Raw genomic sequence first — 13,611 nt, forward strand, 5'->3', positions numbered from 1 at the left:
GTGTCTCTCGTCCACAAGCCGCCGGATCAATCCCGATGCTGCCATCAGGAAACAATTATAAAGGGGGCAGTGTGAAACGACGGATCATCCTCGCCGTTCTTTTCACCGCACGGCTGACCATGGGCTTTCAGGATCAACCCCTCGCGGCTCTGTCCCCGCTGATGCCCAAGGCCCGGATGTTCGGCATGGGTGTGTTTTTTTTGCGGTCTATTATCTGATCATTATGCTGGCCCCGCGTATTGTAGGCGGCATCGCGGACTCTGCAGGTGACGCGAGGATTGCGATCAACATTGGGGCCGGAACGTGTGTAGTCTATTTGGTGTGCATAGTTTTTTCCACAGTACGGCGCGACGGCTACGCCGCAAGGCAGACCGCTGCCCTACAAGAAACCGGCCCCAAACAACGCAACGCTGGTCACCGCCCCAATAACCGGTACCGCAAAAGGCACGCGTAGACCCACATGCGAATTGTCGCCGCGCAATTTCAGCCGGATCAAGGACAAGTTCACCAGCAGGAACACCGCTAACACGATCTGCGACGTCCTCTCAGCGAGCGCTTCGATCGGGAACACTTGCGTCAGCACCATGATTATTCCAGCAACCAGAGCGGTCGCTACCACCGGCGTCTGCGTCCGTCGGGCGACGCGGGCCAGCAGCGCAGGCAAATGACCCCGATCCGCCAATCCATAGAGAACCCGCGATGACATGATCATCTGGATCAGGACGCCATTCACGGTCGCCACCACTGCAATCGCGGCAAAGGCGGACTGAACGCCCTCAGGCGCATCTGCGAACACCAACACCAGCGGAGCCTCCGCCGAAGCCAGCCTTTCAAGCGGAACGACGGATAAAACCGACACGCACACCCAGACATAAAGCCCCGTTGCCACGACCAATGTGACCGCGATGGCACGCGGCATGGTGTGCACCGGATCTATCACCTCTTCGGCCACATTTGCCATGTCTTCGAACCCGACGAAGGCAAAGAACGCCAGAACGGTCGCCGCCGCGATCCCGCCCCAATGTGCGCCGCTCAATGGCGGCAGCATGTCTGACAGACCAATACCCACAGCGTCTGCGGCAAATTCTGCCCAGGCGATGACAAGACACAGCCCCGCGATCTCGATCACCGTGATAACGGCCGCGACGGTCACGGATTGTGTGATCCCCCACACCGCCAGTCCCGCCATGGCAAGGACGACGCCCAATGTTGCCACGGCCCCAGAAATGCCGAGCAAGGCCCCCAGATACTCCGCCGCGCCAATGGCCACCGCAGAGGCCGACACAATCCCCGACAAAGCGACCAGAAGGCCCACGATCAGTGTCAGCCCGCGCGTCCTGAACCCCGCTTCCACGTAGGCTGCTTCACCTGCACTGACGGGAAATCGACCAGACAACTCCGCATAGGATGCCGCCGAAAACGCCACGATAATGGCCGCAATCAAGAACGACACCGGCGCGTATGCGCCCGCCGCCCCGGCGGTCGCTCCAACCAGCACGTAAATCCCGGCCCCAACCGTCACGCCAAGCCCGTAGAGGATCAACAAGGGCAGCGTCAGCGCCCGGTGCAGCTTGCCCTCGCGCATAGAAGAAGTCCCGCTCATCTTAGCCTCCGAAACTGGCCATCCCATCTTCGCAGACTTGCGGGGTGAAACCTTGATCCAAAACAAAAAGGGCCCCGAAAGAGGGGCCCCTTTCATTGGTTTCTCGGAACGATCAGTTCAACGCCGCATCCGTGATTTCGTGCGTCCATGCACCCTCTGGCTCTTTGGTAATAACCGGGTCCGATCCGCCTGCCAGAAGCGTCGCGACTGTCCGGTCAAAGTCTGCCGGGTCCAGCGCCCCATTCGACCCAGCAGTCAGCTTGGCGATCTCACCCATCATGTACTTCTGATGCTCTTCGGTCTGTGCGCCGGTTTCATCATATTCAAGGATGATTTCGGCGGCGGCATCCGGATTCGCTTCGGCCCACTTCCAACCTTTCATCGAGGCTCGGACAAAGCGCACCATCTTGTCCTTGAACGCCGGGTCCTCAAGGTTTTCTTCAAGCACGTAGATGCCGTCCTCAAGCGTCGCGACGCCCTGATCTTCGTATTTGAAGGTCACGAGTTCGTCTTCACTCACACCCGCGCTCAGCACCTGATTGAACTCATTATAGGTCATCGTGCTGATGCAATCGGCCTGCCGCTGCAGCAGCGGATCGACGTTAAAGCCCTGCTTCAGAACCGTCACGCCATCTTCGCCCCCATCTGTCGGGATGCCCTCTTGGCTCATCCAGCTCAGGAACGGGTATTCGTTGCCAAAGAACCAGACGCCAATAGTCTTGCCGCGGAAATCCTCCGGGCTGGTGATGCCGGTATCCTTCCAGCAGGTCAGCATCAGACCGGATGACTTAAACGGCTGCGCGATATTGACCACGGGCAGACCCTTCTCCCGCGCAGCCAGCGCGGACGGCATCCAGTTCAGCATCGCATCCGCGCCGCCGCCAGCAAGAACCTGCGGCGGTGCAATGTCCGGACCACCAGGCAGGATCGTCACATCCAGATCTTCCTCGCCGTAATAACCGTTTTCCAACGCCGCGTAATAGCCCGCGAATTGCGCCTGCGTGACCCATTGCAGTTGTAGCTTCACTTCATCCGCCGCCATGGCCGCTGTCGCCATCAGGCTCGCTGCCGTGCCCATCAATAGCTTTTTCATGTCATCCTCCAGGTTGGTTATCTGCGTTGGGCCGGATGCCAGAAGGTCACGACCCTCTCGATTCCAGCCACGAATCCGTAAAAGGCGCTTCCCGCCAAAGCCGCTACGACAATTTCAGCCCAGACCATGTCGAGGGCAAGCTGACCCACACTGGTCGATATGCGAAAGCCCATGCCGACCGTTGGACTGCCAAAGAATTCAGCAACAATCGCCCCGATAAGCGCAAGAGTTGTGGCCACTTTCAGCCCATTAAAAATAAACGGCATCGCCGCCGGCAACCGCAGCTTCCACAGTGTCTGCCAGTAGCCCGCCGCATAGGTCGCCATCAGATCGCGCTGCATGGCCGTGGCCTCGCGCAGCCCAGCGACTGTGTTCACAAGCAGCGGGAAAAAGATCATCACCACAACAACCGCCGCTTTCGACTGCCAGTCAAAACCGAACCACATCACGAGGATTGGCGCGGTCCCAATGATCGGCAGAGCGGCGAGGAAATTCCCCACAGGCAACAACCCGCGCCGCAGAAAATCCGAACGGTCTGCAACGATCGCGACCGAAAACGCTGCCACGCAGCCAATGATAAACCCACCAAGCGCGCCTTTAAGGATGGTTTGCCGAAAATCAGCCCAGAGAATGTCCGTCTCACTGGCAAAGGTCACCGCAATCACGCTCGGCGCAGGCAGGATCACAAGCGGAACGTCCAGCCCGCGCACAATCAACTCCCACATCAGCAGGATCGTCAGACCAAAGATCGTCGGCACAAGCCACTTCACAGCCCTAAAGCCCTGCCGCGCCAGCCAGACGTTCAGCGCCCATGCACCCGCCCATATCAGCAAAGCCAAGAGGACTAGCGCCATGCCCACCCCTTCATCTTTCCAAAAATACTCAAATCCGGCCGTCCCATCACGTCAGCCCCATCCGTTTAAGCGTCACCCTCTGGATCAGTCCGACGATCCCGACGAGCACCGCCGCACAAATCGCCGCCGCAAAAAGCGCTGACCAAATCTGCACGGTCTGCCCGTAATAGGACCCGGCCAGCATCCGCGCGCCGAGACCGCGCACAGCGCCCGTTGGCAACTCACCCACAATGGCTCCCACCAACGACGCGGCAATTCCGATCTTCAAAGACGCAAACAGGTACGGCATCGACGCCGGCAACCTCAGCTTCCAGAACCCCTGGCTCCCACTCGCCGCATAGGTCCGCAGCAGGTCCAACTGCATGGGGTCCGGCGACCGCAGCCCTTTGACCATGCCGACAACCACTGGGAAGAAACTCAGATAGGCGCTGATGATCGCCTTGGGGATCAACCCCTGCAGCCCGACCGAATTCAAGACGACTATGATCATCGGTGCAATCGCTAGGATCGGAATGGTTTGCGACGCAATCGCCCAAGGCATTACGCTGAGATCCATCGCGCGGTTATAGACAATGCCTACCGCCAACAATACGCCCATCACAGTCCCAATCGCAAAGCCCACCAAAGTCGCCGACAAGGTGATCCAGCCATGAAACACAAGGCTACGTTTCGAGGTGATCTTCTTTTCGACCGTGGTCTCCCACAGTTCGATGGCCACCTGATGCGGTGCTGGCAGCCTTGGCCTATCCTGCGCCCACACACCTTGCGACACGACGCCAAAGTTCCGCGTTACCAGCGACCACCCCGACATATCGCGCCGTTCAGCGGCGGTTTCGGGGCTCACCACTGCACCGGCCCGCTCTGCATCCAGCACCGCCTGATGCGCGTTCATCGGCAACATGGCGAAGTACCAAAGCCCGATCAGCCCGGCGACCACGACCAGTATGGGGACAAACGCCCTCACGCGCGCGATGCCCGCAATGCCCAGAGCAACCCAAAGGCGATCAGGGCAATCCCGACGATGAGATTGCCCCCAATCAACAGATCATAAATCCCCAACGCCATCAGCACGATGGCAAGACCCAGAAACACAAATTTCCGGTTCTTCTGGAAAAAACTCAGGCCGCTATTTTGATCATCACTCATGTCGTCAGTCTTCCACGTGTCCCGCACGCAGCCCTTCGCGGACGCGATGCGCAATCTCGATAAACTCCGGGCTGTCCCGGATTTCCAAAGGCCGCTCTTTTGGCAGCGTGCTGTCAATCACATCCGTGATCCGTCCCGGACGCGGGCTCATCACCACAATCTTGGTCGACAGATAGACCGCCTCGGGGATCGAATGGGTCACAAACCCAATCGTCTTGCCCGTCCGGTCCCAGAGCTTCAGCAGCTCTTCATTCAACCGGTCGCGCACAATTTCATCCAGCGCCCCGAACGGTTCATCCATCAACAGAATATCCGCGTCAAAGGCCAAAGCCCGCGCAATGCTCGCTCGTTGCTGCATCCCGCCAGAGAGCTGCCACGGAAACTTGCCGCCGAACCCTTCAAGGTCCACCAGGCTCAGCACCCGCTCGATGCGGTCCTTCTGGTCAGCTTTGGAATACCCCATGATTTCAAGCGGTAGTGCGATGTTCCTTGCAATCGTGCGCCAAGGATAGAGCCCTGCCGCCTGAAACACATACCCATAAGCCCGCGCCCTCCGCGCCTCATCCGGGGTCATGCCGTTGACGGTCAGCGACCCACCCGTCGGCGTCTCAAGCGCCGCCACACAGCGCAGGAATGTCGTTTTCCCACAGCCCGAAGGCCCGATGAAGGACACGAAATCCCCCGCATGAATATCCAAATCCACGCCCTTCAGCGCGTGCACCGGCCCGTCATTCGTCTGAAATGTCAGATCAAGCTTCGACGCACGCACCACAACGTCCCGGGCCTGACCCGGGACCTCGTCGATCAAAGGTGCCACTTTTGTTTCTTTTGCCTCAGCCAACTTTGGTCTTCATGCTCATAGGGCGGTCCCCGGCCGCGGGTGGGGGTGAAGCCCCCGCCCCCCGAGGATCATTGTGGGGCGGTCGGGGGCTGCCCGGCGGTTCCCACCGGGCGGTCCACTTAATCAGCGCCTTTCTAGACGCCGGTCGCCGGAATACCCGTCCGCTCCACCGGACGCGGCGCGGTCAACTCCTTCCAAGTCGACAGCGCCCGGTTCACAGGCGTATTCGCCTCGCGCGCTACGAACTTGCCGTGCCCTTCCCGCGTTTTGATCTCACCATCGGCCACGGCCACGTGCCCGCGCGTCAGCGTGTAGCGTGGCAGGCCTTTGACCTCGTGACCCTCGAACACATTGTAATCGATTGCTGATTGCTGGCTGCCGGCGGTGATCGTCTTGGACTTCTCCGGGTCCCACACGACCAAATCGGCATCCGCGCCAACCAGCACTGCGCCCTTCTTGGGGTAGCAGTTCAGGATCTTCGCGATATTGGTCGAGGTCACCGCCACAAACTCATTCGGCGTTAAACGTCCGGTGCGCACGCCATGTGTCCAGAGCATGGGTAAGCGATCCTCTAGGCCGCCGGTCCCGTTCGGAATTTTTGAAAAATCACCGACGCCCGTGCGCTTTTGTTCGGTCGTAAAGGCGCAGTGGTCCGTCGCCACGACGGACAGCGACCCGCTCATCAAACCAGACCATAGGCTGTCCTGATGCTTCTTGTTCCGGAACGGTGGCGACATCACGCGCCGCGCGGCGTGGTCCCAATCGGCGTTGAAATACTCGCTTTCATCCAGCGTCAGGTGCTGGATCAGCGGCTCACCCCAGACGCGTTTGCCTTGCATCCGTGCGCGCCGGATGGCTTCATGCGCTTCTTCGCAGGAGGTGTGAACAACGTACAAAGGCACACCTGCCATATCGGCAATCATAATCGCGCGGTTCGTCGCCTCACCTTCCACCTGCGATGGTCGTGAATAGGCGTGTCCCTCTGGCCCCACATTCCCCTCAGCTAGCAGCTTCGCCGTCATCTCGGCCACCACATCGCCGTTCTCGGCATGGACCATCGCGATCCCGCCCAGCTCGCTCAGCCGGTTGAAGGATGCGAATAGCTCATCATCATTGACCATGAGCGCGCCTTTATAGGCGAGGAAGTGTTTAAACGTGGTGATCCCGCGATCCTTGATCACGGTCGCCATGTCGTTGAACACCTGTTCGCCCCACCAGGTCACAGCCATGTGGAACGAGTAGTCACAATTCGCGCGGGTTGATTTGTTGTCCCAGCGTTTTAGCGCGTCATGCAGGCCCTCGCCTTGGTTCGGCAGGCAGAAATCGACGACCATCGTCGTGCCGCCCGCCAGCCCCGCGCGCGTGCCGCTTTCAAAATCATCGCTGGAATAGGTGCCCATAAAGGGCATCTCAAGGTGCACATGCGGGTCAATCCCGCCGGGCATCACGTAGCAGCCCGTCGCATCCAGCACCTCTGACCCGCTGAGATTCTCGCCGATCTCGGTGATGACACCACCCTCGACCAGAACGTCAGCCTTATAGGTCAGGTCCGCCGTCACGACGGTCCCGTTCTTGATGACAGTACTCATGCCACCTCTCCCCTTTGTCTTGGATCAGGGGTGGCGCAAACCGCCCCTATTTGAAGCAGTCGCCGTTCCCCGGCCCACGGCGCTCCATGCCCGCGCGTGTGCCGTTCACCAGCGTGATATCGTAAAAACACCCGTCCGGCCCGCGCCAGATTTGCTGTTCGACGTTGGCATCGGCTGCCAAATTCATCGACGTCGTTTCGGGTTCCTGCATCGTGCAGCCCGCCGCCGCCAGCGCCAGAGCGCCAACAATCCCAAGTTTCCAAGCCATTTGTCATTCCTTTCGGGACAAAATCCGTTTCCGCCCAACGGTTTGGGCGGCAGGTAGCTTGGGCGGTGGGGACGCTTTGGTAAACGGTTGGGTTGGAAACAGATTGTTGCGGGTGGTTGAGGCGCTTCCCGTCCCGGGCTTGACCCGGGACCTCGATGTTCAGTGCGGAACGTCTGCGGTCAGGTCCTGCCAATGTGGATTGGATTGCATTATAAGGTCGATCTTCCACGCACGCTGCCAACCTTTGATCGAGCGTTCTCTGCGCAGTGATGTTTCGAACTCGTCGTGAACTTCGAACCAAACGAGCTTGTTGATCTGATACTTGGAAGTGTGAGTGGACATCCCAGCCCGATGTGCCTCCACTCGCTTGAGCAAGTCGCGCGTTCGACCTGTGTAAATCGCGCCGTTCGGCCTCGAAGCCATTATGTAAACAAAATGCGCCATCATCAGACGCTGCGCTAGCAAGGTTAACAAATCTTAAATCAATCAACGCAACCGCTGCGCGCCACTCATCGAGGTCCCGGGTCAAGCCCGGGACGCGAGGCACTCCACGTCCCGGGCTTGACCCGGGACCTCGATCCGTTGGGACACGCATCAGCCTTGAATCCCCGCCGTCTCTACAACTGCATGAAACAAAACATCCGCGCCTGCAGTTGCCCATTCCTTGCTAATCTCTTCAGCCTCGTTATGGCTCAACCCGTCCACACACGGGCACATGATCATCGCAGTGGGATAGAGGTCATTGATCCAGCACGCGTCATGACCTGCGCCGGACACGATATCCATGTGCGAATACCCCAACCGCTGGGCAGCATCGCGCACCGCGCTGACACAGCCTTCGTCGAATGCGGGCGGATCAAATTGGCCAACGATTTCGCAGGAAAACTCAACGCCGATATCTGCACACAGCTTCGGCGCCTTCTCCATGAACTCATCGACCATGTCGTTCAACTTATCCAGAAGGTGGGTCCGCATATCGACGGTAAAGACGACCTTCCCCGGAATGATGTTGCGGCTGTTGGGATAGACATCGATATGCCCAATCGCGCCGACTGCGTTGGGCTGGTTCTTCATCGCAATCCCATGCACCATCTCAGTAATCAGAGCCAAACCCCGACCAGCATTCTTGCGCATATGCATGGGCGTAGACCCGGTGTGGCTCTCTTTGCCTGTCACCGTGCATTCAATCCAGCGCAGACCCTGCCCGTGGGTGACGACGCCGATGTCCTTGCCCTCGGCCTCTAGGATCGGCCCTTGTTCAATATGCAGTTCAAAGAAGGCGTGCATCTTGCGGTCACCGACCGGCTCATCGCCCACCCAACCGATCCGCTTCAGCTCATCCCCGAACCGTTTGCCGTCGGCATCCACCCGGTCATAGGCCCAGTCTTGCGTGTGTTTTCCAGCAAACACGCCAGAAGCCAGCATGGCTGGCGCAAACCGCGTGCCTTCTTCATTTGTCCAGTTCGTAACAACAATCGGGTGCTTGGTCTGGATGCCCAGATCATTCATCGACCGAATGATCTCGAGCCCGCCCAAAACTCCTAGCACACCGTCATATTTCCCGCCCGTAGGCTGGGTGTCCAAGTGGGAACCGACATAGACAGGGAGAGCATCTGCATCGGTTCCCTCTCGGCGGGCAAACATGTTGCCCATCGTGTCAACGCCTAGGGTCATGCCAGCCTCTTCACACCATTTCTGAAATAGCGCACGGCCCTCCGCGTCTTCGTCTGTAAGCGTCTGTCGGTTATTGCCGCCCGCAATGCCGGGACCGATCTTGGCCATCTCCATCAGACTGTCCCAAAGGCGATCGCCATCGATTCTCAGGTTTTCGCCGGGCGCTGAAGGTTTCGTGGACATCTCGACTCCCAATTCTTGCGGACGCAAGGGCGCGGGCCGGACCAGGATCTTCCGACGTGTCGCACCCCCCGCGACACTTACGTCTCGACCATTTGGCAATTTGACCAACTGGTCAAACCCACGCTACCACGGGGGGGGCTTGCGTCAAGAATTTCAGCAAATCAGCATATGTTTTGTGCAACCGCCCAATGCGCAGGCGACCGCGTTGAGCCATGAGGCAAAAGATGACCGCTAAGGACAACAAGCCCCAGACCCGCATACAGCGCAAAAAGCATGCGCTCATTCTGGACGCGGCGCTGGATGTGTTTTCAACCGATGGATTTCGCGGGGCCACGCTTGATGCCATCGCCGCACGTGCCGAAATGTCAAAACCCAACCTGCTTTACTACTTTGCATCCAAAGAGGCGATCCATACGGCGCTGTTGTCACGCTTGCTCGCCAATTGGTTGGACCCGCTTATCACGCTCAACCCGTCCGGCGACCCGCTTCAAGAGATCCTGAGCTATGTGCAGCGCAAGCTGGAAATGGCGCGGGATTACCCGCGAGAGAGCCGTCTCTTTGCCGGTGAAATCCTGCGCGGTGCGCCGCATATGGGCGACGCACTTCGTAGTGATCTACGCCGTTTGGTCGATGAAAAGGCCACTGTCATCCAAGGCTGGATTGACCAAGGCCGGCTTGCGCCACATGACCCACATCACCTGATCATGTCGATCTGGGCACAAACCCAGCATTACGCGGATTTCGATATTCAGGTCCGTGCTGTTTTGGGCGATGCCGATTGGGCCGGTGCAGAAGCACATCTGAAACAACTGTTCACGCGGATGCTGACGCCCACCTAGCAGCGTCGGTCATAAGCCGCCTTGGAACCAAGCCGAGCGTCATCAGTTCTTCTGTCAAAGGAGACTGCAATGACACACAAGCTGAAACTTCAAAGCAACGATCCGATCACACCAGACACCTATATGCTGACCTTCGACAAACCGGCGAATTTTGATTTTGAACCGGGACAGGCAGCAGAGCTTTTTCTTGATAAGGGTGGCCTGCGCGACGAAGGCCGTCCGTTCACGATGACATCTTTGCCGCAGGATGCGACGCTGCAATTCGTCATCAAGACCTACCCCGAGCGCAATGGAATCACACAGCACATCCCGACCTTGGCCGAAGGCGACGACGTGACCTTGGATGGTCCATTCGGCGCGATTTCGGATCAAGGTGCGGGCACATTCATCGCCGCAGGCGCGGGCATCACACCCTTTATTCCGATCCTCAAGAAGCACGCGGCAGAAGGCGTGGGCGAAGACATGCTGGTCTTTTCAAACCACACCGAAGCCGACATCATCCTGAAAAAGACTTGGGACGCGATGCCAGAGCTAGAGACCAAGTATATCGTGACGGGCCAAGAGAATACCGATCATACTTCGGGCAAGATCGACAAAGAAATGCTGCGCGACATGGTCGAGATCGATGATCGCCCGGTCTACATCTGCGGCCCTGGCGGTTTTGTCGATGATGTGCGCTCCGCGCTGAAGGAATTGGGCAAAGACGAAAGCAAGATTATCACCGAAGACGGTTGGTAATACTGAGGGGGCGGTCACACCGCCTCCGCTCCAAGACCCAAAGCACTAACGCGCGAAATCCATGTCCTAAAACCGGTTTTTGACGTCCTAAAACGGGTTTCAGGACGCCAGCACCCGCAAGACCGGGCCATCTGACCTCACATTCCAAAACGGACAGGAGGTTCCGATGACCCGCATCTTCACCATCATGACCACTTGCGCAGCCATCGCTCTGGCCGCGCAAGCCGCTGCTGAAACTGGCTTTGTGCAGTTCGACCTGCAGACTGATCACCATGCCGCCCCGCTGGATGCCGCGATGTTCTATCCCGCGGCGGCAGGTGGCGACCCGATCACCTTTGGGCGCAACCCTGTGTTCACCGGCATTCAGGTCTCGCAGGACGCCCCGATCGCGGATGGCAACCATCCGATTGTTCTGATGTCCCACGGATTGGGCGGCAACTATCGTGTGCTGAGCTGGTTGGCACGGGATTTGGCTGAAGCAGGCGCGATCGTCATCGCGGTCAACCACCCAAACAGCACGACCTTTGACGTGGACCCGCAACTGTCGCTGCACCACTGGACCCGCGCGCAGGATATGTCCGCCGCTCTCGACCACGTGATCGACACCTATGGTGATTATGTGGACACCAGCCGCGTCATGGCATCCGGCTTTTCCTATGGCGGCTGGACGGCGCTCAGCTTGGGTGGCCAGACCGGCAATCATGCGGGCTATGTCAGCCACTGCGAAGAGGATGCCGAAGCCTCGACCCATTGTCAGGACATCATCCGAGCGGGCGGAGATCTGGCGGCCATCCCGGCAGAGGACTGGAACGCCAGCTACCGCGACGACCGTGTGACCCATGTTGCCGCCATCGACCCGGGCCTGATCTATGGGGCCGAAGCTGTTAATGGTGCGGGAATGGAGGCCGACGCCCTTCTGATCCAACTGGGGAGCGGTGAAAACCGGCACTATGCGACCGACATCGACCGCAGTGGTTTTGGCGACGTTGTCGCGCACGAGCGCGTCACAATCGACCCGGCGCACCACATCTCGGCGCTGATGACCTGCCGTCCGGGTGGCTGGTTGTTCCTGAAAGTGACCTTTGATTATCCGGTCTGCGATGACCCACAGGGGTCAGACCGCGCCGCCGTCCACGCCCAGATAAGCGCGGAGATGATCGAACACTTTGGTCTGGTGCCACAACTGGCGCAGGTCGCTGCAGACTAGGCGTTGCCCAACTCAATCGGTTGCCCGTGCGGTGTTGCGCGGGCAGCTGCGTGCCATTGTGCGGTCAGGTCGGAAACCTGCCCCGCATCGGCAATACCGTCTTCCAGCAACACGGTCTCAAACGCCGCCAGCCACGCCGAATAGTAGGCATCGTTCGACACTTCGGACTGATCCGCCAGCTGCGTCCCCAATGCCTCGGCCCAGCGGGACCAGTCCAACTGACCGGCTTCGTTCAGCGCCACCGTCATGGCAAAGACCTGCGCCTGCCACGGTGCATCAAACGGGCGGTCGGGCTCACGCATGGCTCAGATACCGTTCAAAGGCATCAATCGTGACCTCGGTGTCCGGCTCTGCACCGGCACCCCAGAGCGTCTGACCGTCAAACGTCACCCCATAGAGCCAGCAAGGCTGCTCACCCTGACCATGCGCGGAACTGTCCGGATAGACGTGGTAGCCGCGAATGCCGGTCACGGTCCCGACCTTGCCCATCGCATAGGTGGGACGCCGAGTATGGGTTGTCACCTGATCGCCGGACAGCTTTACCCTGTCTCCGACAGAAAATGCAGGCTCGCCTTTCGCGCTCCGATCCACAGGTCCGCCGGTTTTCAACACGCCCATCATCTTTTCCGCGGCCATCATTCGTTCGGGCCGTAGACCCGGCTGCAGCACTTCGCCCTGCGCTAGTTCCTCGCGCGTGACTTCGCCATGGTCCACAAGCAAATTTTCCAGCGCGGTCAGCCAGATGTCGTAGTAACTTGAAGTCAGATACTTCGCAGGCGGCAGACATTCCCGCGCATGGCGGCTGCTGTCCAGATTCCAATGCCCCAATGCCCCGGCGCATAGCGTCAGGCCCAGCGCGGTCTTCTCCCACTCGGCATGGAACACCGGCTCATCGGCTTCCGACTCAACCGCGCCAAACCCTGCACGCCCGCCCATATCCTGCGGCCCGTTCATGTCACAGGCTCCTTGGCCAGCCCGGTGCCAATCATGCTGTCCCGCGTCACGAGGTCTGCTAGCGCCTCCGCGCTCCAACCTTCCGTTCCTTCGGGCCGCACCGGGATCACAAGATACCGAACCTCAGCTGTGCTGTCCCAGACCTTGACCTTGGTGCTTTCTGGCAAAGTCACGCCAAATTCGCTGAGAACCTTTCGCGGCTCACTCACCGCCCGCGACCGATACGGCGCGGATTTATACCAAACTGGCGGCAAACCCAGCACCGCCCAAGGGTAACAGGAACACAACGTGCAAACGACCATGTTGTGTGTATCGGGCGTGTTCCAGAGCACCTCCATGTGCTCGGCCTGACGCCCGGCAAATCCCATGCTTTCGATGGCTGTGGTCGCATCATCTCGCAGCGCCTGTGCAAAGTCAGCTTCGGTCCAAGCCCGCGCCACAACCTGTGCGCCGTTCCTCGGTCCGACTTTGTTTTCGTAAGTATCGATGATCAGATCGACCGCCGCAGGGTCGACCAAACCCTTGCCCACCAAGATGGTTTCCAACGCGCGCACGCGCGCCTCCATCGGGTCAAGGTCATTGTCGTGTGAATGGTCATGCATGGGCCAACCGTGGCCCATGC

Annotated in this window: 17 protein-coding genes; 4 read left to right on the top strand and 13 right to left on the bottom strand. The window is 59.2% G+C overall.

Annotated features, from left to right (window positions below):
• Positions 1-71 precede the first annotated feature (71 nt).
• Complete coding sequence (locus FE702_RS18565) at positions 72-218, top strand: hypothetical protein (protein ID WP_186826991.1); 147 nt, start codon at positions 72-74, stop codon at positions 216-218.
• Between the two features lie 161 nt (positions 219-379).
• On the opposite strand, the gene FE702_RS05475 is transcribed toward FE702_RS18565, so the two are convergent.
• From FE702_RS05475 to FE702_RS05520, 10 genes are all read right to left on the bottom strand, one after another.
• Positions 380-1,603 (bottom strand): APC family permease, encoded by a 1,224-nt coding sequence (locus tag FE702_RS05475; protein WP_186826992.1) that lies wholly within the window; start codon positions 1,601-1,603, stop codon positions 380-382.
• A gap of 112 nt (positions 1,604-1,715) precedes the next feature.
• Complete coding sequence (locus FE702_RS05480) at positions 1,716-2,696, bottom strand: ABC transporter substrate-binding protein (protein WP_147125254.1); 981 nt, start codon at positions 2,694-2,696, stop codon at positions 1,716-1,718.
• A 17-nt stretch (positions 2,697-2,713) separates the two neighbouring features.
• Positions 2,714-3,550, bottom strand: a complete 837-nt coding sequence (locus FE702_RS05485) for an ABC transporter permease (RefSeq protein ID WP_147125255.1) — start codon at positions 3,548-3,550, stop codon at positions 2,714-2,716.
• A gap of 46 nt (positions 3,551-3,596) precedes the next feature.
• Positions 3,597-4,514, bottom strand: a complete 918-nt coding sequence (locus FE702_RS05490; protein ID WP_147125256.1) for an ABC transporter permease — start codon at positions 4,512-4,514, stop codon at positions 3,597-3,599.
• The gene (locus tag FE702_RS05495) at positions 4,511-4,696 is read right to left on the bottom strand and encodes a hypothetical protein (RefSeq protein WP_147125257.1); all 186 of its coding nucleotides are present in this window, start codon (positions 4,694-4,696) and stop codon (positions 4,511-4,513) included. Before FE702_RS05495 ends, FE702_RS05490 begins: the two co-directional genes overlap by 4 nt.
• Positions 4,697-4,700: 4 nt before the next feature.
• Positions 4,701-5,513, bottom strand: coding sequence for an ABC transporter ATP-binding protein (locus FE702_RS05500; protein ID WP_430303145.1), 813 nt, complete (start codon positions 5,511-5,513; stop codon positions 4,701-4,703).
• A 158-nt stretch (positions 5,514-5,671) separates the two neighbouring features.
• Positions 5,672-7,126, bottom strand: a complete 1,455-nt coding sequence (gene hydA / locus FE702_RS05505) for a dihydropyrimidinase (protein ID WP_147125259.1) — start codon at positions 7,124-7,126, stop codon at positions 5,672-5,674.
• 46 nt (positions 7,127-7,172) lie between these two features.
• Entirely contained in the window at positions 7,173-7,394 is a 222-nt protein-coding gene (locus tag FE702_RS05510; protein WP_147125260.1) for a hypothetical protein, read from the bottom strand.
• A gap of 159 nt (positions 7,395-7,553) precedes the next feature.
• The gene (locus FE702_RS05515) at positions 7,554-7,841 is read right to left on the bottom strand and encodes a GIY-YIG nuclease family protein (protein ID WP_346722157.1); all 288 of its coding nucleotides are present in this window, start codon (positions 7,839-7,841) and stop codon (positions 7,554-7,556) included.
• A gap of 147 nt (positions 7,842-7,988) precedes the next feature.
• The gene (locus FE702_RS05520; RefSeq protein WP_147125262.1) at positions 7,989-9,251 is read right to left on the bottom strand and encodes a Zn-dependent hydrolase; all 1,263 of its coding nucleotides are present in this window, start codon (positions 9,249-9,251) and stop codon (positions 7,989-7,991) included.
• 224 nt (positions 9,252-9,475) lie between these two features.
• Here FE702_RS05520 and FE702_RS05525 point away from each other — a divergent pair, with 224 nt between their 5' ends.
• The 3 genes from FE702_RS05525 to FE702_RS05535 all read left to right on the top strand — a co-directional run bounded on the left by FE702_RS05525 (position 9,476) and on the right by FE702_RS05535 (position 12,035).
• Positions 9,476-10,090 carry a TetR family transcriptional regulator C-terminal domain-containing protein gene (locus tag FE702_RS05525; protein WP_255449593.1) on the top strand — a complete coding sequence of 205 codons (615 nt, stop codon included), beginning with the start codon at positions 9,476-9,478 and terminating at the stop codon, positions 10,088-10,090.
• 69 nt (positions 10,091-10,159) lie between these two features.
• Positions 10,160-10,828, top strand: a complete 669-nt coding sequence (locus FE702_RS05530; protein WP_147125264.1) for an FAD-binding oxidoreductase — start codon at positions 10,160-10,162, stop codon at positions 10,826-10,828.
• A gap of 166 nt (positions 10,829-10,994) precedes the next feature.
• Positions 10,995-12,035: an alpha/beta hydrolase family protein gene (locus FE702_RS05535; protein ID WP_147125265.1), complete on the top strand. Its 1,041-nt coding sequence runs from the start codon at positions 10,995-10,997 to the stop codon at positions 12,033-12,035.
• Here FE702_RS05535 and FE702_RS05540 read toward each other — a convergent pair.
• Genes FE702_RS05540 through nthA form a run of 3 tightly spaced genes read right to left on the bottom strand, consistent with a single transcriptional unit; the run spans position 12,032 to position 13,591 of the window.
• Positions 12,032-12,337: a nitrile hydratase accessory protein gene (locus tag FE702_RS05540; protein WP_147125266.1), complete on the bottom strand. Its 306-nt coding sequence runs from the start codon at positions 12,335-12,337 to the stop codon at positions 12,032-12,034. The two genes, FE702_RS05535 and FE702_RS05540, sit on opposite strands and share 4 nt — an antisense overlap.
• The gene (gene nthB, locus FE702_RS05545) at positions 12,330-12,989 is read right to left on the bottom strand and encodes a nitrile hydratase subunit beta (protein WP_147125267.1); all 660 of its coding nucleotides are present in this window, start codon (positions 12,987-12,989) and stop codon (positions 12,330-12,332) included. Before nthB ends, FE702_RS05540 begins: the two co-directional genes overlap by 8 nt.
• On the bottom strand, positions 12,986-13,591 hold the full coding sequence (gene nthA, locus FE702_RS05550) for a nitrile hydratase subunit alpha (protein ID WP_147125268.1): 606 nt from the start codon (positions 13,589-13,591) through the stop codon (positions 12,986-12,988). Before nthA ends, nthB begins: the two co-directional genes overlap by 4 nt.
• Positions 13,592-13,611: the final 20 nt, after the last annotated feature.

The organism is Shimia ponticola (assembly GCF_007995215.1).
GTDB classification, from domain to species: domain Bacteria; phylum Pseudomonadota; class Alphaproteobacteria; order Rhodobacterales; family Rhodobacteraceae; genus Shimia_B; species Shimia_B ponticola.

Excerpts from the sequence above, each read along its gene's own strand:
- FE702_RS05535 (WP_147125265.1), top strand. The coding sequence starts at position 10,995 with ATGACCCGCATCTTCACCATCATGACCACTTGCGCAGCCATCGCTCTG.
- FE702_RS05495 (WP_147125257.1), bottom strand. The coding sequence starts at position 4,696 with ATGAGTGATGATCAAAATAGCGGCCTGAGTTTTTTCCAGAAGAACCGG.
- FE702_RS05480 (WP_147125254.1), bottom strand. The coding sequence starts at position 2,696 with ATGAAAAAGCTATTGATGGGCACGGCAGCGAGCCTGATGGCGACAGCG.
- FE702_RS05475 (WP_186826992.1), bottom strand. The coding sequence starts at position 1,603 with ATGAGCGGGACTTCTTCTATGCGCGAGGGCAAGCTGCACCGGGCGCTG.
- nthB (WP_147125267.1), bottom strand. The coding sequence starts at position 12,989 with ATGAACGGGCCGCAGGATATGGGCGGGCGTGCAGGGTTTGGCGCGGTT.
- FE702_RS05540 (WP_147125266.1), bottom strand. The coding sequence starts at position 12,337 with ATGCGTGAGCCCGACCGCCCGTTTGATGCACCGTGGCAGGCGCAGGTC.
- FE702_RS05525 (WP_255449593.1), top strand. The coding sequence starts at position 9,476 with ATGACCGCTAAGGACAACAAGCCCCAGACCCGCATACAGCGCAAAAAG.
- FE702_RS05515 (WP_346722157.1), bottom strand. The coding sequence starts at position 7,841 with ATGATGGCGCATTTTGTTTACATAATGGCTTCGAGGCCGAACGGCGCG.
- hydA (WP_147125259.1), bottom strand. The coding sequence starts at position 7,126 with ATGAGTACTGTCATCAAGAACGGGACCGTCGTGACGGCGGACCTGACC.
- FE702_RS05510 (WP_147125260.1), bottom strand. The coding sequence starts at position 7,394 with ATGGCTTGGAAACTTGGGATTGTTGGCGCTCTGGCGCTGGCGGCGGCG.
- FE702_RS05520 (WP_147125262.1), bottom strand. The coding sequence starts at position 9,251 with ATGTCCACGAAACCTTCAGCGCCCGGCGAAAACCTGAGAATCGATGGC.
- FE702_RS05485 (WP_147125255.1), bottom strand. The coding sequence starts at position 3,550 with ATGGCGCTAGTCCTCTTGGCTTTGCTGATATGGGCGGGTGCATGGGCG.
- nthA (WP_147125268.1), bottom strand. The coding sequence starts at position 13,591 with ATGCATGACCATTCACACGACAATGACCTTGACCCGATGGAGGCGCGC.
- FE702_RS05530 (WP_147125264.1), top strand. The coding sequence starts at position 10,160 with ATGACACACAAGCTGAAACTTCAAAGCAACGATCCGATCACACCAGAC.